The following is a 20,487-nucleotide window of genomic DNA, read 5'->3' on the forward strand; positions in this document are numbered from 1 at the left end:
TATTTTACATGAAGTAAGCTAAAAATCCTTTTTAAACATGAAATTCCGTATATATGCCCAAACTAACAAGTGAGGTGAAGAATGATGAGAAAATGTTGGATCAACAAATGGCATGTTATACTGATCATATTATGTATTTCGATAGTCGCTACAGGCTGTGGGAACAGTGACAGCCAAAACCAATCCGAGGGGAGAGAGCAACCGGTGATAGGTGATGGTAAAGAAGATAATAAAAAGAAACAAAGTCCTAAGGATGGCAATGAAGAGCGATCTGGACAAGATGGTCAGAACGGTATCGTTGCAGGAAATATTGAAGGTACAATCAAGGTTCAAGAACAGCAGAACGCAAAAGGTATCCTATTTCGGTATGAGTTAAAAAATCAAACAGAAAAAGAGAAGGTATTTCAATTTTCATCCAGTCAAAAGTTTGATTATGTAATCAAAGACAAGAATGGAAAAGTTGTTTATCAATACTCTAAAAATCATATGTTCATGCAGGTTCTCACTTCATTAAAGTTGAAGCAAGCGGATGTTTTTACGCAAGACATTTTAGTGAATAATCTTGAGCCAGGTTCATATACACTTGAAGTGTGGTTAACGCCAACTGGAGAAACAGAAGATTACAGACAAAAAATCACTTTTAATTGGAACTGATTTGGGGAAGAGATGAGTTAAGAGCTCATCTCTTTTTGTTATTTTTAACAGTCAAACAAAATACTTGAAAGTCAAAAAAGGTCAAAGTATAATATGATTAAAGGTGAAAGGTCAAAGAAAGTCAAAGTCAAATTTTGAGCAATCAAACCAAAACACCTTAACCAAAAAAGTTGCGAAACGAAAAGCATAACGTTATAATCGCAAATAATTTATACAAATTTTCTAAAAATCTAAATAGGGGGTTACAATTATGCGTTGTGAACAATGTGAAGTTAATCCTGCTACGATTCAAATGAGTATTTCGATGAATAAAGAAAAGAAACAATTTGTGCTCTGCTCGGATTGTTACCATAAAGTAAAACAAGAAATGACTACTGGAGGAGGAATGAATATGAACTTTTCTTCTTTCGATGATATTTTTCAACAGATGATGAATGGACAAGCTTTTGCAGATCAGTCTAACGGTCATCAGCATCAACAAACACAAAAAGGAAAACGAGGCGGAGGCTTCCTAGATAAATTTGGCCGAAACTTAACAGATGCGGCAAAGGCAGGAATCATCGATCCCGTAATCGGACGTGATCAAGAGGTACGTCGTGTCATCGAAATATTGAACCGTCGTACAAAAAATAACCCGGTATTAATCGGGGAGCCAGGTGTAGGTAAAACAGCAATTGCTGAAGGCTTAGCTACTAAAATTGTAGAAGGTAATGTACCAGCAAAGCTACTGAACAAAGAAGTGTACTTGTTAGATGTTGCTTCACTCGTTGCAGATACTGGCGTAAGAGGTCAGTTTGAAGAAAGAATGAAACAACTTATTGCTGAACTTCAAAAACTTAAGAATGTGATTCTCTTTGTAGATGAGGTGCATCAGATCGTGGGAGCCGGTTCTGCTGAAGGATCTATGGATGCAGGAAACATTTTGAAACCAGCACTTGCTCGTGGTGAACTTCAGATGGTTGGTGCTACAACACTCAAAGAATATCGTCAAATTGAAAAAGATGCAGCGCTAGAGCGCCGCTTTCAGCCAGTGATCGTTAACGAACCGACACCTGATGAAGCGTTTGAGATCCTTAAAGGACTTGCTTCACGATATGAAGACTATCACCAAGTTAAATTTACAGAAGAAGCTTTAAAAGCTTGTGTTACATTATCACATCGTTATATTCAAGACCGCTTCTTGCCAGATAAAGCGATTGACCTTATGGATGAAGCAGGTTCTAAGAGCAATCTTCAACATATTACGATTGAGAAATCTTCAATTGAAGAGCGCTTGGAGGAACTCGTTAAAGAAAAAGAAAAAGCTGCTGCAGATGAAAATTATGAGCTCGCAGCTAAGCTTAGACAAGAAGAATTAGTACTCGATGAGAAACTTAAAACACAAGAAGAAGATAAAAAGGCAGCAATTGTTCAAGTAGAGGATATTCAACATATCGTTGAACAAAAAACAGGAATTCCAGTTCGTAAACTGCAAAGTGATGAACAGTCTAAGATGAAAGAGCTAGCTGCAAAACTTTCAGCTCAAGTAATCGGACAAGATGAAGCGGTGGAAAAGGTAGCAAAAGCGATTCGCAGAAGTCGTGCAGGGTTAAAAGCGAAAAAGCGTCCGATCGGTTCCTTCCTATTTGTAGGACCAACGGGTGTAGGTAAAACAGAATTAACGAAAACATTAGCTAAAGAAATCTTTGGCGATGAAGACAGCATGATTCGTCTCGACATGAGTGAATATATGGAGAAACACGCAGTTTCTAAGTTGATCGGTTCACCTCCAGGATATGTGGGACATGAAGAGGCTGGACAACTAACAGAACAGATTCGCCGTAAGCCATATAGCATACTGTTGCTCGATGAGATCGAAAAAGCTCATCCAGATGTACAGCACTTGTTTCTTCAGATCATGGAAGACGGTAGATTGACCGACAGCCAAGGACGTACGGTAAGCTTTAAGGATACTGTGATCATCATGACAAGTAATGCCGGTTCAGCTGTAAAACAAACAAAGAAACTAGGGTTTAATACAGAAGAGGTTGAAAAAGAAACGCAGATTCTAGACTCTTTAGGTGGCTACTTCAAACCAGAGTTTCTAAACCGTTTTGATAGCATCGTTCAATTCCAGTCTCTAAAAGAAGAACACCTTGTGAAGATTGTTGATTTGATGCTGCAAGATCTTTCTGTTCAACTCCAAGAGCAAAACATCTCGATCTCAGTTACTTTTGCTGCAAAACAGAAGCTTGCGAAACTAGGGTATCATCCAGCTTTCGGAGCAAGACCACTTCGTCGTATCATTCAAGAGCACATCGAAGATAAAATTGCAGATGTTCTTTTAGATGACGAGAGCGTCGAGAAGTTAACAGTAAATGTTTCAGAAGGGCAGATTGTCGTCAAGAAAGCATAGACTAGCTACGATTGTATAAAGAAAAAACAGTTAAAACTAAAAACCTTGCTCGGAGAGTATCTCCAGCAAGGTTTTTGTTTTACAATTCATAGAAAGGGTAATTCTAGCATTTAGATAAATTTATCCGAAAAAATAAGCCATGCATCTGCATGGCAGAATGAATAAAAAATAAAACTCTCTGTCTTTATGAATCATCTTTGGAGCGGATAATGGTAAGAACAAGCATTGAAAAACCAATCATGAGTGACATCGCTTCAAATACTGTCATCCCCATCCCTCCTTGCAAATTAGGAGTAAGACTCGTACAGAAACTAGAGAAGGAAAAGTATTGTATGTTTACCATTTTATCCCGATTTGAAAAATGAAACAAGAATCGGAAAGACTATTTCTAATAACACTATTTAGGTCAATAGGATTATTTTACCAATATCATTTTCGGTCAAAAATCGAATTCTTTTTTTATTTTTACTGGGGTGAACCAAAAGACCTATGAAATAATTAATTTTAAAATATTTTAGATAACAGGTGTAGCTAGGAACATCACGAAAAGAAATATAAATAAGCTAAATACGAAGAGCAAACACTTTCTTTTCATTTTTTTCATCCCCCTTGTGTATATCAATGTATAAAAAAATGACATTGTTCATGACTATTATTCAAGGAAAATTTTAAGGAGGATTAATCGTTGGACACATCTTATGTTTGGTATGTCAGTTATGGATCTAATTTAATGGAGCATCGTTTTTTATGTTATATTCTAGGCGACCAGCCGGAAGGTTCTACTCAACGGGAAAGAGGCTGCAGAAACCCAGCCATGCCGCTGAAGAACGGCAAAGCAGTTCTGCCATATCCCCTGTATTTTGCAAGAGAGCGAACGAAGTGGGGGGAAGGTGGGGTTGCCTTTATCGGCCATGAAAGAAATGAAGCTTACGAGACGTTTGGGAGAAAGTATTTGGTCACTGTTGAGCAGTTTTTAGATGTTACAGCCCAAGAAAACAGCTGTGATGAAATAGAGGCTGACCTGGAGGAAGTCATCAAAAAAGGATATATTCACTTTGGCCAAGGCTGGTATAGTCGAATGGTCTATTTAGGCGAGGACCAAGGATATCCGATGGTTACATTCACTTGCAATCTTGATATGCATGAACAGGATTTGAATCCCCCGCCAGCAACTTATCTTATTACGATCGCAAAAGGGCTTAGTCAGATAGGTCTATCTTGCGGTGAAGCGGTAAAATATTTTGCTCAAACCCCTGGAATTGCAGGTCGAATGAAGGATGAAGAGATTGAAAATATCATTAAGACGTATTTTTAGCATGACAAAAGCTAGATAACTTGTCCAACCACCGGCTAATTTACCGATTAAAGGGTTGAACATAGGCCTAGCGGTATACGTCTAATGGAACTTACTTGATTTAAAAATCGATGAGATAATAAAGTCCCCTATACATATAGAGGTGCTTCCTTTAGCGAAGCACCTCTTTTTTTTATGGCTCTTTCCAAAAGGTTGGCCTTTAGTTGTTTTTGGAAGTAGTTCATTTACGTTCGGGACTGTTCACTTTCCCTTGGGCAGACAAGCAATCCTGATGTAATTTACCTTTTTTATTAACTTATGCATTCATTTTTATTTGCTTAATAGAGATGATTCCAGCAGGGCAGTTAAATTGTTCTGCGATTAATTTTTTCACTTGTTCGTGGAGATTGGCTTTGCTTGGATAGATATTAACAATCACGATGTTGCCTTCAGTAATTTTTTCCTCACCATGACTAAGTTGGAAATCCACTACAATTTTAGCCATCTTAATTCTCCTTATCTTTTATGTCATAAACTGCTTGTTGAAATATTCGACATTTTTCTGAGAATCCTGTCTTTATTTAGAGAAATTAGGCGAAAAGTATGGAGGTTTTTCAATCCATTTACTTTTCTCAATTTTTTACAGGGGAAATCCGTCACATTATAGAATGTAATTAGGAAGATTGTAGTGGCAGGGGGTCTATAGGTGGAGAGTACGCTTCAGAAAAAAAAGTCTGTTAAACGATTATCTTGGAAAAAAGGTTTACTTATCATCGGAATTGCTATCGTTGTCATATTAGCAGCCGCAGCAGGGACTGCCTATTTTTTGCTTCAAAAAAGTAAACCCATAATTAATGGATCAATTTCTCTAAACGGACTAGATGCAACGGTAGATGTTTACAGAGATAGAGACGGTGTTCCTCATATTGAAGCGACCTCAATGAAGGACCTATTTATGGCTCAGGGCTTTGTAACGGCTCAAGACAGGTTGTTTCAAATGGATTTGAGCAGAAGGCAAGCATCGGGAATGCTCAGTGAGGTTATTGGGGAAAAGACACTTACCCGTGATAAGTTTTTTAGAACACTTGGTTTGAGAAGAGCAGCAGAAGCTTCTTATGATGAATACTCTCCAGAAATGAAACGATATCTCTCATGGTATGCAGATGGTGTGAACGCTTATATGAACCAAGCGAAGAAAGATAACACACTACCCATCGAATTTTTGCTCGTTGGATATGAGCCGGAGAGATGGACGCCGGTTGATTCGCTCGTGATCGGTAAATACATGGCTTTTGACCTTGGTGGACATTGGGAAGGTCAAGCCTTTCGATATTATCTAACGGAAACGTTCTCAAAAGAAAAAGCTCTGGACTTATTTCCAGGATATCCGGAGGATGCACCAACGATAATAGAAGATCTACAGACAGAAGGAATTGATTTTGAAAAAAGTTTCGCAGGATCGGTTATTCCAAACCATCATAATGGTAGTAATAACTGGGTAGTTGCGGGCAGTAAAACGAAATCTGGAAAACCGCTTCTTGCCAACGATCCACACCTTTCGCTTGGTACTCCTTCTATTTGGTATCAAGCTCATCTGAAAGCTCCGGATTATGAAGTTTCTGGTGTAATATTTGCAGGAATTCCAGGTATCATTGTGGGCCATAACAAAACGATCGCATGGGGTGTTACGAACGTAGGACCAGATGTTCAGGAACTATACGTAGAAAAGAGAAACCCGAAGAATGCTTATGAATTTCAATACTTAGCAAACTGGGAAAAAGCTGAAGTGGTTAAAGAAAGAATTAAAGTTAAGGATAAAATGGATGTGGATCACGAGGTACTTATCACGAGGCATGGACCTGTAATTTCAGAATTTGCACATCATGATAAACCAGGTACAGCCCTTTCATTAAAATGGACAGCTCTTCAACCTTCAAAGGAGCTCGAAGCTGTAATTATGATGAACCGCTCTAAAAATTGGAATCAGTTCGAAAAAGCACTGGAATCATTTCATACACCGGCGCAGAATTTTGTATTTGCTAGTACAGATGGAACGATTGCTTATAAAGCAAACGGTTTGATACCCATTCGTAAACAAGACTATACGTCAATTCCTGTTCCTGGATGGACCGACCAATATGAATGGGAAGGGTACATCCCATGGGATGAACTGCCAACAAGCGTTAATCCTGAAAAAGGATATATTGCGACAGCCAACAATAAAGTAACTGCTGATTCGTATCCTTACCATATTTCAGATACATTTGCTCAACCATATAGACAACAACGAATCGTAGAAGTACTTCAAGGGAAAGAAAAACTTACGGCAAAAGACATGCAATCTCTGCAGTTCGATCAAAAAAACAAGCAAGCAGAAGAAATGTTACCTATTTTTTTGCAACAAGTTATGAAAAAGCCGCTGAACGATAAGGAACAAGATGTTTTAGCACTTCTGAAAAATTGGAATAGATCGGACAGCAAGGAAAGTGCAGCTCCATTAATCTTTCATATCTGGATGAGCCATTTTAGTGATGAGTTGTTTAAGGATGAAATCAGTGAAGAGATGCTTAAAATGTTTGACGGTAGAGAACAAGTAGTGGACGAACTGATAAGAAAAGCGAACTCTGGAGAACCCGGACCTTGGATCAAAGAGAATGGTGGATTAGAAAAAGTCACCCAACGATCTTTTGAATCGATGATGACCTTTTTAACAGAAAAATTTGGTGATGATTCATCAAAGTGGGAATGGGGAGATTTCCATACCTTAACATTTGAACACCCTCTTGCTGCAATTAAACCTTTAGATCTGTTATTTAATCCGGATAAACAAAGTATGGGTGGGAGTAGAGTGACAGTGGGTGTAGCCGGATGGGATCGTGAAACTGGAAGCATCACGCATGGTGGAGCTTGGCGCTCAGTGATTGATATGTCTGATACGTCAAGGTCGTATCACGTGGTCGGACCAGGTCAATCGGGTCATGTTCTGAGTCCATGGTACAGTGATCAAGTGGAAGATTGGGCCACTGGCAAGTATCACGAAACAGCATTAATTAAGAAAGAATGGCCAGAAAATCAACATCTCGTTTTGCGACCATTTGGAGAAAAATAAAAACCGATAGACTCTTGTCTCTGTCAAAATAACAGGTTGGACATATGGTGTAGAGAAGGCAAAAACAAGCTGGGAGGTTTACCCCATTGTCATACCAAACGTATCACCTGTGCCGTCGTTATATAGGCAGATCGGTATATATTGATTGTCATTGTGGCACACGATATCATGGTGTTCTTAAACACGTAGATGAGAGTAAAGCGTATATTCTACCGTATAGTTCAGAAGGTCAGGACGAGAGCAGCAACCGCTTCTTCTTTGCACCAGCATTAGTAGGACTAACACTTGGAACTATCGCAGGTCTAGCACTAGCACCTCGACCTTATCCAATCTATCCTGTCTATCCGCCATACCCATATCCGCCGTATCCGTATTAAGTTTTATAAGACTGAATTCATACTACACTTTGCGTGTAGATGGATCAGTCTTTTATTTTGTTAATCAGTGTGTTCTTTTATTAATGGTTGTTTTTTTAGATACATTGGTGCTTTACGAAAGAGTTGAGGTCCCTATACATTTGCATGCTCTCTATGTTTCGTAAGAAGAGCTTCCTGCCAGTATACGCGCATCAGGAGTCTCATCATCTTTACCTTCAACCAACTTGCATAGTAGCAAAAGAAAACTTCCAAAAGCGGGAGTCCTTTAGAAAAGAGCGTGATAAATAGTGCTTTTTATAAAAGAGAGCAGGAAATGAAGAATAAGAGAGGGAATTTAACGAATACATAAAATTAAAATCGAATATAAATCTAGCACATGATCACGAATTTTTTACGAGGGGGTATTGGTATGAAGCTCGCGTTTTTGTTTCACCCAGTAAAAGATTTACATGAGTCGCAGCAATATTATGAAGGTCTAGGGATGACTGAAGCCTGGCGAGAAGGAAATCAAGTACTTGGAATGTCGATGAAAGATTGTGAAGTACAGCTGATGATAGAAGAAGATGAGCATGATCTTGGACCAGGCGGTGTGTTTTTAGTAGATAGTGTTGATGACTTTTATCATGAACATGAGGGTAAGCTGAATTTTGTTAAACTACCTTGTACAATTCCACCGGGAAGGTATGCCATCTATCGAGATGCAACAGGAAATCCAATACGCATTATTGATTCTACGAATAAAGACTAAATAAGGGTGAATAAACACCATTCAACTTTGAATGGTGTTTTTATTTGCTATTTTTTTTTGCGGAATTTAGCCTAGTGATAAAAATCATCGTTTTCATTTAATGCGGGATCATTCAGATCGCCAACGAAATTTAACAAACTGTCACCTTCAAAATAAAAAGGCTCGGTATCTTCTAACCAGCTTCTATATTCCTGGAAATCTTGATCAAAGTCTCCCGAGTAGAAACGGTGAGCTACTTCGTTTGTTAAAGTATCTATGATCACGATCCCTCTGTAACTCTGGCGATCGGGTTCATCATAATCGCATGCTATGTAATAAGCCATAATCTTACTCCTTTTTAAGTCATACTCATAATGTTGCAATTTAGTTCTTTTTTCATACCATTATTTTTCAGTTTCTTCATAAATTAAATGCATAAGCCATAAAACTCTAACATGGGGTTAAAACGTTCTTTACATTTCGCTAGTAAAATAAAAAATGAAGAGGACTGAAAGAGGGTCATACAATGAAAACATACTTTATGGTACAAGAGAAAATCAGACCAACTTGGATTCATGAAATGGTCATTAAAGCGAATGAGTTTGAACAATGCCAGATCTTTTTTGAATGCAATACGTTAAGAATCAATGCAAAAAGCCACCTTAGTATGAGTCTTTTAAATGGCATGCAAGGGGTGTGTTGTGTTTCTGCAACTGGAGAAGATAGCAGGGGTGCAGTTGATGCCTTACGCAGTCTTGGAACAGGTTCATTATCATAAAAATATATAAGGCCATAAAAAAAGCAGTCATCCGACTGCTTTCTTTTATTTGCTCTTTTTTGGTTGAACAGTTGCTCGGTTTTCCTGAAACTTCTTTTGAATATAGACATCTCCAACTACTGATCGTGCTTGTTCAGCTTCTTTGTGCTCTTCGCGCGCTTTTTGCTCAAGCATCTCAATTTCTCTTTTGTTGTGTTGTGTCAATTTTCTTGTCCACCTTTCTGCTGCTTCCACATTTCGTGTTATTCCCGCAAAAGAGATGAACAGGGCCCTATTCCTCTAAAAAGGAGTAATCAATAAAAAGATATGATTCGTATTTAACTTATATGTGTTTTATTTTTGAAACAGCTTGCATTTTAGGTGAAGAGGACTAATATGAAGGAAGGAATAAACAACGAAAGAGAAAGGGTTTTTGTTTTGCAGCGAATCATGTGGTTAACGTTTGGTGCTTTTTTGCAAGGACTAGCTATGGCAGCTTTTCTTTTTCCTCACCATATACCTTCTGGGGGTGTAGCGGGTATTGCTATATTAAATGATTATTTTTTCGATGTATCACTTGGTTTAACGTTATGGTCGATAAATTTTGGACTATTGCTGTTGGCAATAAAGAAACTCGGAAAGCAAACCGCATTATGGACCATCTATAGTGTGGCTGTCACATCCATCGTTGTGGATTGGCTGACTCCTCAGATCACCAACCCTTTAAACGGAACACTTGTAGATGTTGTGTACGGAGGTATTATCTTCGGAACAGGAGTGGGTATTCTCTTTCGATTCGGTGCATCTTCAGGTGGTATGGATATCGTTGCTTTAATTCTTTCTTATTGGACGGGTAAGAAGCCAGGAACCATTCTTTTTTGTATCAATAGTGTTGTATTGTTAGGTACATCGTTAATGTTAGGCATTGAGATTATAGTATTCGCTTTAATGTGCCAGTGGATTAGCACAAGACTTATCGATTTTGTAAGAACGGTATCCCTTAAGAGAACAGCAAAACCATATATGTAAACAAAAGAGGTGCGGATACCATATCCGCACCTCTTTTTACTGCATATAAAATTAGCAGTCTTTGCCTTTATATGCCCACGAACAGCCAACAATAATGAGAAGGACAAATAGAACTACTATGATCGCAAAACTCTTGCCATAACCTCCGCCACCACAATAACTATATCCGCCACCATATACTGGTGCGTTTGCAAGTGAAGCATTTACCGGTGAATTTGCATACATTCTAAAAACTCCTCCTTATAAGTGTACTTTCGACTTCGATACAGTATATGTAAACTCCGGAAAGCGTGTATGGACAAATGATTAGATTTTAAGGAAATAGGCAGATGTAATAATTGAAAAGAAAATGAGATGTTACGATATTATATAAATGGGGTAAATGTAAGCAAGGAGGCGTTATTCATGCAAACTACAACTCAAACTCAAATGAAAACAACGAGTAAATTATTGAAAACACAATCTTGGGCCCTGATCGGTCTTGGTACAGGAGCATTAGTGTGGCTGTCCTTTAAACCAAACCGTATTAAAACTAAAATGAAATTTAAAGATATGAAACGCAGAGTTCGACCAGATCACATTGATCGTACGCAGCTACCTATTAATAAAGCAGGTCATCCTGATCCAATGGATGTTGATGACAACAAGATGGTAGAAGAAGGAGCAATGTACTCTGTAAACTATTTCAATGACAAAAAAGGTTAAAAGGATGGGAAGTAGCCCATCCTTTTTTTTGAGCCTGAAATAGTAGCCCTAAGCATCGATTCTATAATAAAACAATAAAAAACAAAGGATTCTTTACTAGTATTGTTACTAGTTTCAAACTCAAGAAAGTCGACGAATGCGGCTGAATCTTGGATCATATTGAAGGATATCTTAGGTATTTCTGACGATATAGCATGAAAAAATTGTCCACTTTTGTAACATTACTTCTTCTTTTGGTGAATCTATTTTCAAGGATAAAAAAAGCGTTCATAATAAGCAAGAGGTATATAAAAATGACACAAGAGGAGCGGATTTTCGTGGAGAAAAAAGAATGGAATAACTCTCTTCTCATGGAATGTATAAAAGAAAAAAAAGAGAAGCTGGTAGAAGTTGCGGATCGCAATGGCTTAACCAGCAATGAAACGGTTAAGTGTAGTCAAGAGTTAGATGTTTTGCTGAATGTGTATCAAAGACAATTTTCTTTTTAATTATCGTTTATTGAAGATGAGTTCATCTGTTAGTTGATCGATACGAAGTAGAATGGCTTTTTTTGTTACTAGTGGATAATTACAGTGAAACTCTGATAAAAGTTCACGTATCTCCTGAATCAGGGTAATTTCTTGTTCAGGCATAGATTTAGATGATTCGCTTTTGGTCTTAAAATGAATCAGATTGTCCTTCACACCAACACCCCATTTTCATATTGTGTTGGATACTACTTCCATAGAAGGATTTAAATCCCTTCTAAAAGTCGAAATGTTTCCTTTATACAGCAGAATGTGACAATATCTTTTTGAGGGAACAAAATTCAGCTCTAAAAATGGGAGGCTATTAAACAGATGACTACGATTAAATCATTGCAAGATACGACGGTCTTGAACAACGGAGTAGAGATGCCGTGGTTCGGACTTGGTGTATTTAAAGTTGAAGAAGGACAAGAAGTAATTGATTCTGTTAAATGGGCAATCGAAGCGGGCTATAAGAGTATTGATACAGCAGCCATCTACAAAAATGAAGAAGGTGTTGGACAAGCGTTAAAAGAAGCGGGTGTTCCTCGCGAAGAATTGTTCATCACGACTAAAGTATGGAATAAAGATCAGGGTTATGAGTCAACGCTCGCAGCGTTCGAAGAGAGCATGAGCAAACTTGGACTTGAGTATCTTGATCTATATCTCGTTCACTGGCCGGTAAAAGGAAAGTATAAAGAAACATGGCGTGCACTTGAAAAGCTTTACAAGGATGGAAAAGTAAAAGCGATTGGTGTGTCTAACTTCCAAGTGCATCACTTAGAAGACATCTTAGCTGATTGTGAGATCAAACCGATGGTGAACCAGGTAGAATACCATCCACGTTTGGCACAAAAAGAGCTTCTGTTGTTCTGTAAAGATAACAACATTCAACTCGAAGCATGGAGCCCACTCATGCAAGGGGAGCTGCTAGATGAGCCATCATTAGTCGAACTAGCAGAGAAATACGGAAAATCTGTAGCGCAAATCATCCTTCGTTGGGATGTTCAAAACGGCGTTGTAACGATTCCTAAATCTGTTAAACAACACCGCATCGTAGAAAATGCAGATATCTTTGATTTTGAATTATCGCTTGAAGATATGGCGAAGATTGATGCGTTAAATGAAGATCGACGCATCGGCCCAGACCCAGATAACTTCGACTTCTAATAAGGGGTCTGACCCCAAACAAATACAACAATTCACATTTTGTCCACGTGGAATCTGTAGATTCCACGTGGATTTTTTTATTTCTGACATGGATGAGTGGTGGCAATATACGAACTAAATGTTGTTTTTCCCACGTATTAAGGGTATAGGCTTAAATAAACTGTGGTACGTCCATAATGAGTAGGATTAAAAGAAATGATACATATTCTAAGTATCGAAAACAATCGAATATAGTTACTTGACAAAAGTAAGTGTTAAATCATATACTTAACTTACAAAAAATAAGTTACATGAAGTTGAAAGGATGTAAAGAATATGACGATGCGTACAGATGGAATTCACCATATAACTGCGATTGTTGGTAACCCTCAAGAAAATGTAGATTTTTATGCGGGTGTACTAGGGCTTAGACTTGTTAAAAAAACAGTAAACTTTGATGATCCAGGGACGTATCATCTCTATTTTGGAGATGAAGGAGGGAGCCCAGGAACCATCATGACGTTTTTCCCTTGGCCAGATGCTTATAGAGGTAGAGTTGGTTCGGGACAAGTTGGAACTACATCTTTTGTTGTACCTGAAGGCTCTTTACCTTTTTGGGAAGAAAGACTCGTGAAGTTCGCCGTAGAGTATAAAAAGACTGTCCGTTTTAAAGAAGAATATCTAGAATTTCTCGATCCTCATGGATTGCGTCTAGAAATTGTTGCAAGACAAGAAGGCAAGAATAGCGAATGGTCATTTGGCGAGGTTACTCCTCAACATGCAATAAAAGGATTTGGTGGAGCAGTACTTCTGTCAGCAGCTCCACAGGCAACCGAACAAGTTCTTACAGAAGTGATGGGGTTAGAAAAAATAGGGCAAGACGGTGATTACATCCGGTTTCATGCAAAAAGTGACATTGGGAACGTAATTGATGTTAAACGATCGCCTGAAACAAGAGGAGTGAGCGGAGTAGGTACAGTTCATCACATCGCCTGGCGAGCTTCTTCCTACGAAGAACATGAACTATGGCAGCAACATGTGAAACAAAAACAGTTTCAAGTAACCGAAATCATTGACCGACAATATTTTAACGCTATTTATTTCCGTGAAGAAGGCGGCATACTCTTTGAAATAGCAACTGATCCACCAGGGTTTACACGTGATGAACAAGAAGAAGAGTTAGGAAAGAAATTATTACTTCCACCATGGCTTGAGCCTCACCGTGAACAGATAGAGAATCACCTACTACCGGCTGAAGCCAGAATTTTAAAGGAGGATAAACGATGATCCATCTATTTAATAAAGGAACAGATTTAAACAAGCCAGTACTTTTGTTATTACATGGTACAGGAGGAAATGAGAAGGACTTACTATCGTTAGCAGAAATGATCTCACCAGAATCCTCTGTACTGAGCGTAAGAGGAAATGTGTCTGAGAACGGTATGCCGAGATTTTTCCGCCGTCTATCAGAGGGTGTATTTGATGAAGAAGACCTAATCTTTCGTACAAAAGAGCTTTATGAGTTTATTGAAGAAGCAGCAGAAAAGTATGATTTTAATCGTGACCAAGTTGTGGCTGTCGGCTATTCAAACGGGGCTAACATTGCAGGAAGTTTAATTTTTCACTATGAAAAATCATTAAAAGGTGCTATCCTTCATCATCCGATGGTACCTAGACGCGGAATTGAGCTTCCGAACCTTGATGAACTTCCTGTTTTTATTGGGGCAGGAAAAAACGATCCAATCTGTCCGCCTCAAGAAACGGAAGAGTTGCAGCAATTGTTGAACAACGCCGGCGCAAAAGTACATCTGAAATGGGATAACATGGGTCATCAGCTATCAAGAGCTGAGGTAGAAGAAGCGGCTGAATGGTTCAGCAAACATCTCTTATAAGTCATTTTTGTTAAAATTAAGTCAAAATATAAGACAAATAGATCATGATCGTTTATTTAGTGCTAAATGTCACAACTGAGTCATTCATAAGAACATATGGAATTCGACAAGTTCATGCTCATCGTACAAAAACTGATTAAAGTGGGTGAAGATTCATGAAGTCCATCGATCCTCAAAATTTATCAATAAAAGAGAATTATAAGTTTCTAACCGGAAGTATTATTCCAAGACCGATTGCGTTCGTTACAACTCTTTCATCAGAAGGAGTGCTAAACGCTGCACCGTTCAGCTATTTTAATGCGTTAACTTCCGATCCTCCTTTAATCGCAATCTCTATTGGGAGGAAGGATGGTAAACGGAAGGATACGTCCCGAAATGCAGATGAGCTAGGTGAATTCGTGGTTCACATTCCGGACGAAACATATATAGAAGCTGTAAATATAACAGCTGCTAACTTAGAGCCAGATCAAAGCGAAGTTGAACTTGCGAATTTAACAAGGGTAAAATCGGTAAAAGTAGGTGTTCCTGGTATCGCTGAATCGAAAATACGTATGGAATGTGTTGTTGAACAGATCATTCCTCTAGGAGGCACACCCGACAAGCCATCTACTGATCTGTTAATCGGAAGAGTCGTTCATTATCATATTTCAGATGAACTTTATCACGATGGCAGAATTGATGCAGACAAGCTAAGGCCGGTTGGTAGACTAGCAGGAACGAATTACGTAAAGCTTGGAGAGATTTTTTCGTTAGAACGACCACAATAGTATTTAACCTTCCTCATAAAGAGGGAGGTTTTTTTTTGTTATCGAATGCTTTTACGAGATGAACATTGCCATAAAACGACATTTTATAAAAATCAAAGTTCAGATATTGTTACAAACTATTAAAATTTATGTAATAGATTATAACTTTAATAGGTAAATATGCCGTTTTTTCCGACATAAGACCTGCATCCAAGAAAGGAAGAATGCCTCACTCATGAACTCGTAAATCTATCTAACTCAATGCAACTGTAAAAGCATAAAGAAAATATTGGAATTAATATAGTTTCTTTTTAACACAGATAAAGGGACTGAGTCCTCATTTTTCACTTACTTTATTTTATATTACAAAAATAAGTAGTTATGTACCGTGCCATAAGTTTTGTATACCAGAAAAAATAAGCAAAAAGAAAAAAATGACTAATCAAAAGTCACGGATTAGTAGGATAGCAGTCATACAAAGGATTTATTTTCCATTTACTAGTGCTTTCTGCGACAAAATATTACATAATCTTACATGACTGTTCCGTTAACCTTTATATAACAACAAAGAATTACTATATTTTCATAAAAATTACAGGAGGTGTGACAGAATTCTTGCTTAGGTTAGATCAACCAAAAAACAATAGACCAGGGAGGGAAAAGTTACATGAGTAAAAAACGAAGAAAAGTACGCTGGCTTTCCGTATTTTTAGCTTTTTTAATGATTGTTCCAATGATGTTCCCATCTCAAGCGAATGCTGCTACTACAAAAGGTAAGGCTTCTACTTCAGCGAAAGAGGCAGCATTAGACGGTAAGACGAGTAAGGTTGCAAAGAAACTGAACGAGCAATTCAGCAAGAAGGATAAAGTTACATTCCTCATTAAATTCAAAGAACAAGTAGATACGGCTGCAGTGGCGAAAAAAGCTGCTAAAGAAGCTAAATCTCAAAAACTCTCTTCTAAACAAACTAAACTTATGAAACGTTCAACAATCGTTTCAACACTTCGTGCAAACGCGCTAGAAACTCAACAGCACACGAAAAAATACTTAGAAAAACAAGAAAAAGCAGGTAAAGCTGAAAAAATCCAATCTTTTTATGTTGTTAACGGTATGGCCGTAACGGCGACAAAAGAAGTAATGGAAGAAATCGCAGCTTTCCCAGAAGTTGAAAAAGTGCTTCCAAACGAAACAAGACAGCTTATTCAACCTGTAAGTTCTGTAAAGCTTCCAGAAAAGCAACTTCCAAAATCATCACTACAGGTTCAACCGAAAAACGATACTTCTTCTATTGAATGGAATATCGAACGTGTAGGTGCTCCTGAAGTTTGGGGGATGGGTATCGATGGGGCTGGTACAGTTGTTGCCAATATCGACACAGGTGTTCAATGGAATCACCCTGCACTAAAAGAAAAATATCGTGGATTTGATCCTCAGAACCCTGATGCAGCTGATCATCAATTTAGCTGGTTTGATCCTGTCGATGGACAAACGGCTCCATATGATGATGATGGGCATGGTACACATACGATGGGAACTATGGTAGGTGCTGAACCGAACGGAGGCAATCAGATCGGTGTTGCACCGGGAGCAAAATGGATCGCTGTAAAAGCGTTCTCCGCTTCAGGTGGAACGGATGTTGATCTTCTTGAAGCCGGTGAGTGGATCTTAGCACCAAAAGATGCAGAAGGTAATCCACATCCTGAAAAAGCGCCTGATGTTGTAAACAACTCATGGGGTGGCGGAGCAGGACTGGATGAATGGTATAGAGAGATGGTACAAGCTTGGCGTTCAGCTGAGATTTTCCCAGAATTCTCTGCAGGTAACACAACGATCTTTAATCCAGGTGGTCCTGGATCAGTTGCAACTCCTGCAAACTATCCAGAATCCTTTGCAACGGGTGCAACAGATATCAATAACACTTTAGCGAGCTTCTCACTGCAAGGACCTTCTCCATATGACGAAACAAAACCTGAAATCTCAGCACCAGGAGTTAATATCCGTTCAGCGGTTCCTGGAAGTGCATATGAAGGTGGTTGGAATGGTACATCAATGGCCGGACCGCACGTTTCAGCAGTAGTTGCTTTATTGAAGCAAGCTGATTCGAGTCTGACTGTTGAAGAACTTGAAGAGATTTTATTAAATTCAGCAACTCCTCTTACAGATGCAACTTTCCCTGAGTCTCCTAACAATGGATATGGGCATGGACTTGTGAATGCATTTACAGCCGTATCCTCAGTAGTGACTGGATTAGGAAGAATCGAGGGAACTGTAACGAAAGAAGGAGAAGACAGTGAAGCTCCTTCCATCACACATGAAGGGCCAACTGAATCTTACAAAGAGATGCCATTAAATCTTGAAGCTGAAGTGTCAGATAACATTAGCGTTACTTCAGTTACATTGAGCTATCAGAACGAAGACGGAAGCTGGACAGATGTGGCTGCTGAACGTACAGGTGGAGATTATCAATCAGGTACGTACAGCGCTTCTATTCCAGGATCAGCATTAATGGGTGATTCCATTGTCTATAAATGGACAGCCATTGATTTTGGAGGAAGTTCCGTTTCAACTGATAACTATACAATAGCACTGTTACCTGGAATCTCTTCAGGATACAGTGAGGATTTTGAAGGAAATCCTACAGGCTGGACATCTTTTGGAGCAAATAACAGCTGGGAACATGGTGTACCAACAAGCGGACCTGGTGCAGCATTCTCTGGTGAAAAGGTATATGCTTCAAGTCTTGCTGGAAACTATGCGAACAGTGCTAACATGACACTTGTTATGCCTCCTGTTGATCTTCCTGAAGGCAACACTTATCTTCAGTTCAAACAGTGGCACGATTTAGAGCGAAACTATGATTATGGACATGTATTCGTTTCAACAGATATGGAAAACTGGACACAAAAGCTTCGTGTAAACTCTACTTCCGGTGGTTGGATTGACGGTGAAGTAGATTTAAGTGAATATGCAGGACAACGCATTTACGTTGCGTTCAATGTAACTGCTGATGGTTCAGTCGTTAAAGCAGGCTGGTACCTAGATGATGTGAAGTTGCATGACCAACCGATCACACCAACGAAGAAAGCAAAACTTGGCGGATCACCAGCGGTTGAAAAAGCACCTATGTCACAAGCAAAACCAAAAGTAGATCCTTCTAAAATCAAGCCGATGAAACCTTCTTCTGAAAAAGAACCTTCAAAAGATGGTAATGGTGCTCCACTAGCTCTACCAATGAGAGCAGAAGTTAGTGTTCTTGAAACAGGACGTTCTGTTTATACGAATCCTCAAGATGGTTCGTACAGCTTAACACATGCGGCAGGAACGTACACGGTACAAGCTGAGGCGTATGGTTTCCGTTCGCAAACTCAATCAGTAACTCTTGAGGCTGACGGAACGGCACGTGCGAACTTTACACTAGAAGAAATTCCAAGAGGAACAGTCTCTGGTACGGTTACGAATGAAGTGACTGGAGAACCGATCTCAGGAGCTACTGTGATGCTCATGGAAGATGCAGCGATTGCACCTGTTCAAACGAATGAAGATGGTACGTATGAAATCTCTGCATACGAAGGCGAATACACGCTAAAAGTACTTGCACCTTCTTATTATGGAGAAGAAGTTTCTGTTACCATTTCTGGTGGCGATACAACGGATCAAGACATCGCGTTAAAACCTTTCATCGGTTACCCAGGTGAGATTGGGTATGACGATGGTACAGCTGAGAATGCTCGTGCATGGAATGCTGCAGGTAACGCTTGGGCAGTTAAGATGTCACTAGCAGATGGTAATGAAAAAGCAGCTGTAACTGGAGGACTATTCCGATTCTGGGATACTGAATGGCCAGTACCAGGTGGAACAGCATTCCAAGTAGCTGTATACGATGCGAGTGGACCAGATGGGACACCAGGTAAAAAGCTCGCTGGACCTTTTGATGCTACAGCATTACGTAATGGCGAGTGGACGCATGTTGACTTAAGTCAACACGGCATCATGGTAGAAGGGGACTTCTATATGGTGTACATCCAAAACTTTGCAAACCCTAACACACCAGGTCTTGCAACGGATGAAGATGGAGAGTGGTCAGGACGAAGCTTCCAAAGCTTGAGTGGGGCATGGTCTCAATCTCCAGAAGAAGAAGGTAACTATATGATCAGAGCGACTGTAAACTATGAAGTAACGGCACCATCCATTACTTCTCCAGTCGATGGATCGTTTACAAACGAAGAGAAAGTAACTGTAACAGGTAACGCTGCTCCAACCACTACAGTGGAAATCTACAGAGACGGAGAAGAAGTAGCTACTGCTGAAACGACAGACGAAGGTACGTTCTCTGCTGAAGTTATGTTAGAAGAGGGCGCTAATACGTTGACTGCCAAAGCAGTAACAGATAGTGGTTCAACAGATGAATCAGCTCCGGTAACTGTGACGCTGGATCAAACAAAGCCAAAAGTGAGTATCACATCACCGGCTGATGGTATGAAGACAAACCGTGAATCTGTAACCGTAAAAGGTACAGTTGATGAAACCAACCTTGATTGGGTTAAAGTTAACGGACAAAAAGCGCAAGTTGACGAAGATGGCAACTACAGTCACCGCATGCTTCTAAATGAAGGAGAAAATGTAATCAAAGTGGTTGCGCTTGATAAAGCTGGAAATCGCCACTCGAAGACTGTAACCGTTTATGCGAAGTTCGAAGCTCCAGTGGTTGAGAACTTGAAACCTGACACAGACAAAGAGCTGAAGAGCGGGGAGTCTGTGAAGATTGAATTTGACAGTGCACCAGGATTGGATGCAGTATTCGTTATCCATATGCCGCTTACAAATGCTGGTGGATTAGCAAATGCTACAGAGCTTCCGATGCGTGAAACGTCTGAAGGTCATTACGAAGGTTACTATACGGCAACTACAAATGTTAAGGCACCAGGTGCTGTAGTTGAAGTAATCGCTTCAGATGATTATGGCAACAAAACAAGTGAACGAGCATCAGGTAAGCTTTACATCAACGCGAAAAAATAAAAAAATAAAACTTTATTTTTCCGGCCTTCTCCCTTGTGAGAGGCCGGTTTTTACGTGGTTTTAGTACCAAGTCATATAATAAGTTCACAATTCGACAAATATAGGTGGGTGCTAAATTCAAAATATGTGA

Annotated in this window: 21 protein-coding genes; 15 read left to right on the forward strand and 6 right to left on the reverse strand. The window is 39.3% G+C overall.

Annotated features, from left to right (window positions below):
* The first annotated feature begins 84 nt into the window (after window positions 1-84).
* Entirely contained in the window at window positions 85-654 is a 570-nt protein-coding gene (locus IHV09_RS01405) for a BsuPI-related putative proteinase inhibitor (RefSeq protein ID WP_197263438.1), read from the forward strand.
* A 250-nt stretch (window positions 655-904) separates the two neighbouring features.
* Complete coding sequence (locus IHV09_RS01410; protein WP_197263439.1) at window positions 905-3,049, forward strand: ATP-dependent Clp protease ATP-binding subunit; 2,145 nt, start codon at window positions 905-907, stop codon at window positions 3,047-3,049.
* A gap of 184 nt (window positions 3,050-3,233) precedes the next feature.
* On the opposite strand, the gene IHV09_RS22295 is transcribed toward IHV09_RS01410, so the two are convergent.
* Entirely contained in the window at window positions 3,234-3,323 is a 90-nt protein-coding gene (locus IHV09_RS22295) for a putative holin-like toxin (RefSeq protein ID WP_222122228.1), read from the reverse strand.
* Between the two features lie 411 nt (window positions 3,324-3,734).
* Between IHV09_RS22295 and IHV09_RS01415 the strand changes: the two genes are divergently transcribed.
* The gene (locus IHV09_RS01415; protein ID WP_231618097.1) at window positions 3,735-4,364 is read left to right on the forward strand and encodes a hypothetical protein; all 630 of its coding nucleotides are present in this window, start codon (window positions 3,735-3,737) and stop codon (window positions 4,362-4,364) included.
* A 295-nt stretch (window positions 4,365-4,659) separates the two neighbouring features.
* Here IHV09_RS01415 and IHV09_RS01420 read toward each other — a convergent pair whose 3' ends face one another.
* Complete coding sequence (locus IHV09_RS01420) at window positions 4,660-4,848, reverse strand: hypothetical protein (protein WP_197126987.1); 189 nt, start codon at window positions 4,846-4,848, stop codon at window positions 4,660-4,662.
* A gap of 201 nt (window positions 4,849-5,049) precedes the next feature.
* On the opposite strand from IHV09_RS01420, the gene IHV09_RS01425 reads away from it, so the two are divergent.
* The 3 genes from IHV09_RS01425 (at window position 5,050) to IHV09_RS01435 (ending at window position 8,577) form a co-directional block, all read left to right on the forward strand.
* Window positions 5,050-7,452 (forward strand): penicillin acylase family protein, encoded by a 2,403-nt coding sequence (locus tag IHV09_RS01425; protein ID WP_197263440.1) that lies wholly within the window; start codon window positions 5,050-5,052, stop codon window positions 7,450-7,452.
* 86 nt (window positions 7,453-7,538) lie between these two features.
* Window positions 7,539-7,829 carry a hypothetical protein gene (locus IHV09_RS01430; RefSeq protein ID WP_197128255.1) on the forward strand — a complete coding sequence of 97 codons (291 nt, stop codon included), beginning with the start codon at window positions 7,539-7,541 and terminating at the stop codon, window positions 7,827-7,829.
* A gap of 409 nt (window positions 7,830-8,238) precedes the next feature.
* Window positions 8,239-8,577 carry a VOC family protein gene (locus tag IHV09_RS01435; protein ID WP_197126989.1) on the forward strand — a complete coding sequence of 113 codons (339 nt, stop codon included), beginning with the start codon at window positions 8,239-8,241 and terminating at the stop codon, window positions 8,575-8,577.
* Window positions 8,578-8,648: 71 nt separating this feature from the next.
* Here IHV09_RS01435 and IHV09_RS01440 read toward each other — a convergent pair whose 3' ends face one another.
* The gene (locus tag IHV09_RS01440; protein ID WP_197263441.1) at window positions 8,649-8,900 is read right to left on the reverse strand and encodes a hypothetical protein; all 252 of its coding nucleotides are present in this window, start codon (window positions 8,898-8,900) and stop codon (window positions 8,649-8,651) included.
* Window positions 8,901-9,082: 182 nt separating this feature from the next.
* Between IHV09_RS01440 and IHV09_RS01445 the strand changes: the two genes are divergently transcribed.
* Window positions 9,083-9,334: an HPr family phosphocarrier protein gene (locus tag IHV09_RS01445; protein ID WP_197126991.1), complete on the forward strand. Its 252-nt coding sequence runs from the start codon at window positions 9,083-9,085 to the stop codon at window positions 9,332-9,334.
* 45 nt (window positions 9,335-9,379) lie between these two features.
* On the opposite strand, the gene IHV09_RS01450 is transcribed toward IHV09_RS01445, so the two are convergent.
* A complete protein-coding gene (locus IHV09_RS01450) occupies window positions 9,380-9,538 on the reverse strand; it encodes a hypothetical protein (protein ID WP_197126992.1) in 159 nt (52 codons plus the stop codon).
* Between the two features lie 171 nt (window positions 9,539-9,709).
* Between IHV09_RS01450 and IHV09_RS01455 the strand changes: the two genes are divergently transcribed.
* Window positions 9,710-10,342, forward strand: coding sequence for a YitT family protein (locus tag IHV09_RS01455; protein WP_231618098.1), 633 nt, complete (start codon window positions 9,710-9,712; stop codon window positions 10,340-10,342).
* A 51-nt stretch (window positions 10,343-10,393) separates the two neighbouring features.
* On the opposite strand, the gene IHV09_RS01460 is transcribed toward IHV09_RS01455, so the two are convergent.
* Window positions 10,394-10,567: a YjcZ family sporulation protein gene (locus IHV09_RS01460; RefSeq protein ID WP_191753127.1), complete on the reverse strand. Its 174-nt coding sequence runs from the start codon at window positions 10,565-10,567 to the stop codon at window positions 10,394-10,396.
* A gap of 180 nt (window positions 10,568-10,747) precedes the next feature.
* Between IHV09_RS01460 and IHV09_RS01465 the strand changes: the two genes are divergently transcribed.
* Window positions 10,748-11,047 (forward strand): hypothetical protein, encoded by a 300-nt coding sequence (locus tag IHV09_RS01465; protein WP_231618099.1) that lies wholly within the window; start codon window positions 10,748-10,750, stop codon window positions 11,045-11,047.
* 317 nt (window positions 11,048-11,364) lie between these two features.
* Window positions 11,365-11,535: an aspartyl-phosphate phosphatase Spo0E family protein gene (locus IHV09_RS01470; protein WP_370568694.1), complete on the forward strand. Its 171-nt coding sequence runs from the start codon at window positions 11,365-11,367 to the stop codon at window positions 11,533-11,535.
* On the opposite strand, the gene IHV09_RS01475 is transcribed toward IHV09_RS01470, so the two are convergent.
* Entirely contained in the window at window positions 11,536-11,730 is a 195-nt protein-coding gene (locus tag IHV09_RS01475; protein ID WP_197195589.1) for a hypothetical protein, read from the reverse strand.
* Between the two features lie 156 nt (window positions 11,731-11,886).
* Here IHV09_RS01475 and IHV09_RS01480 point away from each other — a divergent pair, with 156 nt between their 5' ends.
* The 5 genes from IHV09_RS01480 (at window position 11,887) to IHV09_RS01500 (ending at window position 20,357) form a co-directional block, all read left to right on the forward strand.
* Complete coding sequence (locus IHV09_RS01480) at window positions 11,887-12,723, forward strand: aldo/keto reductase (RefSeq protein ID WP_197190737.1); 837 nt, start codon at window positions 11,887-11,889, stop codon at window positions 12,721-12,723.
* Window positions 12,724-13,038: 315 nt separating this feature from the next.
* On the forward strand, window positions 13,039-13,989 hold the full coding sequence (locus tag IHV09_RS01485; protein WP_197263442.1) for a ring-cleaving dioxygenase: 951 nt from the start codon (window positions 13,039-13,041) through the stop codon (window positions 13,987-13,989).
* Complete coding sequence (locus IHV09_RS01490; RefSeq protein WP_197263443.1) at window positions 13,986-14,594, forward strand: alpha/beta hydrolase; 609 nt, start codon at window positions 13,986-13,988, stop codon at window positions 14,592-14,594. The genes IHV09_RS01485 and IHV09_RS01490 overlap by 4 nt, the downstream gene beginning before the upstream one ends.
* Before the next feature lie 155 nt (window positions 14,595-14,749).
* Window positions 14,750-15,361, forward strand: a complete 612-nt coding sequence (locus IHV09_RS01495; protein WP_197126998.1) for a flavin reductase family protein — start codon at window positions 14,750-14,752, stop codon at window positions 15,359-15,361.
* 646 nt (window positions 15,362-16,007) lie between these two features.
* Window positions 16,008-20,357, forward strand: a complete 4,350-nt coding sequence (locus IHV09_RS01500; RefSeq protein ID WP_197263444.1) for a S8 family peptidase — start codon at window positions 16,008-16,010, stop codon at window positions 20,355-20,357.
* The last annotated feature ends 130 nt before the right edge of the window (window positions 20,358-20,487 follow it).

Origin of the sequence: Fictibacillus sp. 23RED33, assembly GCF_015903925.1 — a bacterium.
GTDB classification, from domain to species: Bacteria; Bacillota; Bacilli; order Bacillales; family Fictibacillaceae; genus Fictibacillus; species Fictibacillus phosphorivorans.

What these genes read in the sequence shown, in the direction of transcription:
- IHV09_RS01485 (WP_197263442.1), top strand. Translation starts at nt 13,039, where the DNA reads ATGACGATGCGTACAGATGGAATTCACCATATAACTGCGATTGTTGGT.
- IHV09_RS01410 (WP_197263439.1), top strand. Translation starts at nt 905, where the DNA reads ATGCGTTGTGAACAATGTGAAGTTAATCCTGCTACGATTCAAATGAGT.
- IHV09_RS01435 (WP_197126989.1), top strand. Translation starts at nt 8,239, where the DNA reads ATGAAGCTCGCGTTTTTGTTTCACCCAGTAAAAGATTTACATGAGTCG.
- IHV09_RS01480 (WP_197190737.1), top strand. Translation starts at nt 11,887, where the DNA reads ATGACTACGATTAAATCATTGCAAGATACGACGGTCTTGAACAACGGA.
- IHV09_RS01465 (WP_231618099.1), top strand. Translation starts at nt 10,748, where the DNA reads ATGCAAACTACAACTCAAACTCAAATGAAAACAACGAGTAAATTATTG.
- IHV09_RS01405 (WP_197263438.1), top strand. Translation starts at nt 85, where the DNA reads ATGAGAAAATGTTGGATCAACAAATGGCATGTTATACTGATCATATTA.
- IHV09_RS01490 (WP_197263443.1), top strand. Translation starts at nt 13,986, where the DNA reads ATGATCCATCTATTTAATAAAGGAACAGATTTAAACAAGCCAGTACTT.
- IHV09_RS01420 (WP_197126987.1), bottom strand. Translation starts at nt 4,848, where the DNA reads ATGGCTAAAATTGTAGTGGATTTCCAACTTAGTCATGGTGAGGAAAAA.
- IHV09_RS01460 (WP_191753127.1), bottom strand. Translation starts at nt 10,567, where the DNA reads ATGTATGCAAATTCACCGGTAAATGCTTCACTTGCAAACGCACCAGTA.
- IHV09_RS01455 (WP_231618098.1), top strand. Translation starts at nt 9,710, where the DNA reads ATGAAGGAAGGAATAAACAACGAAAGAGAAAGGGTTTTTGTTTTGCAG.
- IHV09_RS22295 (WP_222122228.1), bottom strand. Translation starts at nt 3,323, where the DNA reads ATGGGGATGACAGTATTTGAAGCGATGTCACTCATGATTGGTTTTTCA.
- IHV09_RS01495 (WP_197126998.1), top strand. Translation starts at nt 14,750, where the DNA reads ATGAAGTCCATCGATCCTCAAAATTTATCAATAAAAGAGAATTATAAG.
- IHV09_RS01500 (WP_197263444.1), top strand. Translation starts at nt 16,008, where the DNA reads ATGAGTAAAAAACGAAGAAAAGTACGCTGGCTTTCCGTATTTTTAGCT.
- IHV09_RS01440 (WP_197263441.1), bottom strand. Translation starts at nt 8,900, where the DNA reads ATGGCTTATTACATAGCATGCGATTATGATGAACCCGATCGCCAGAGT.
- IHV09_RS01445 (WP_197126991.1), top strand. Translation starts at nt 9,083, where the DNA reads ATGAAAACATACTTTATGGTACAAGAGAAAATCAGACCAACTTGGATT.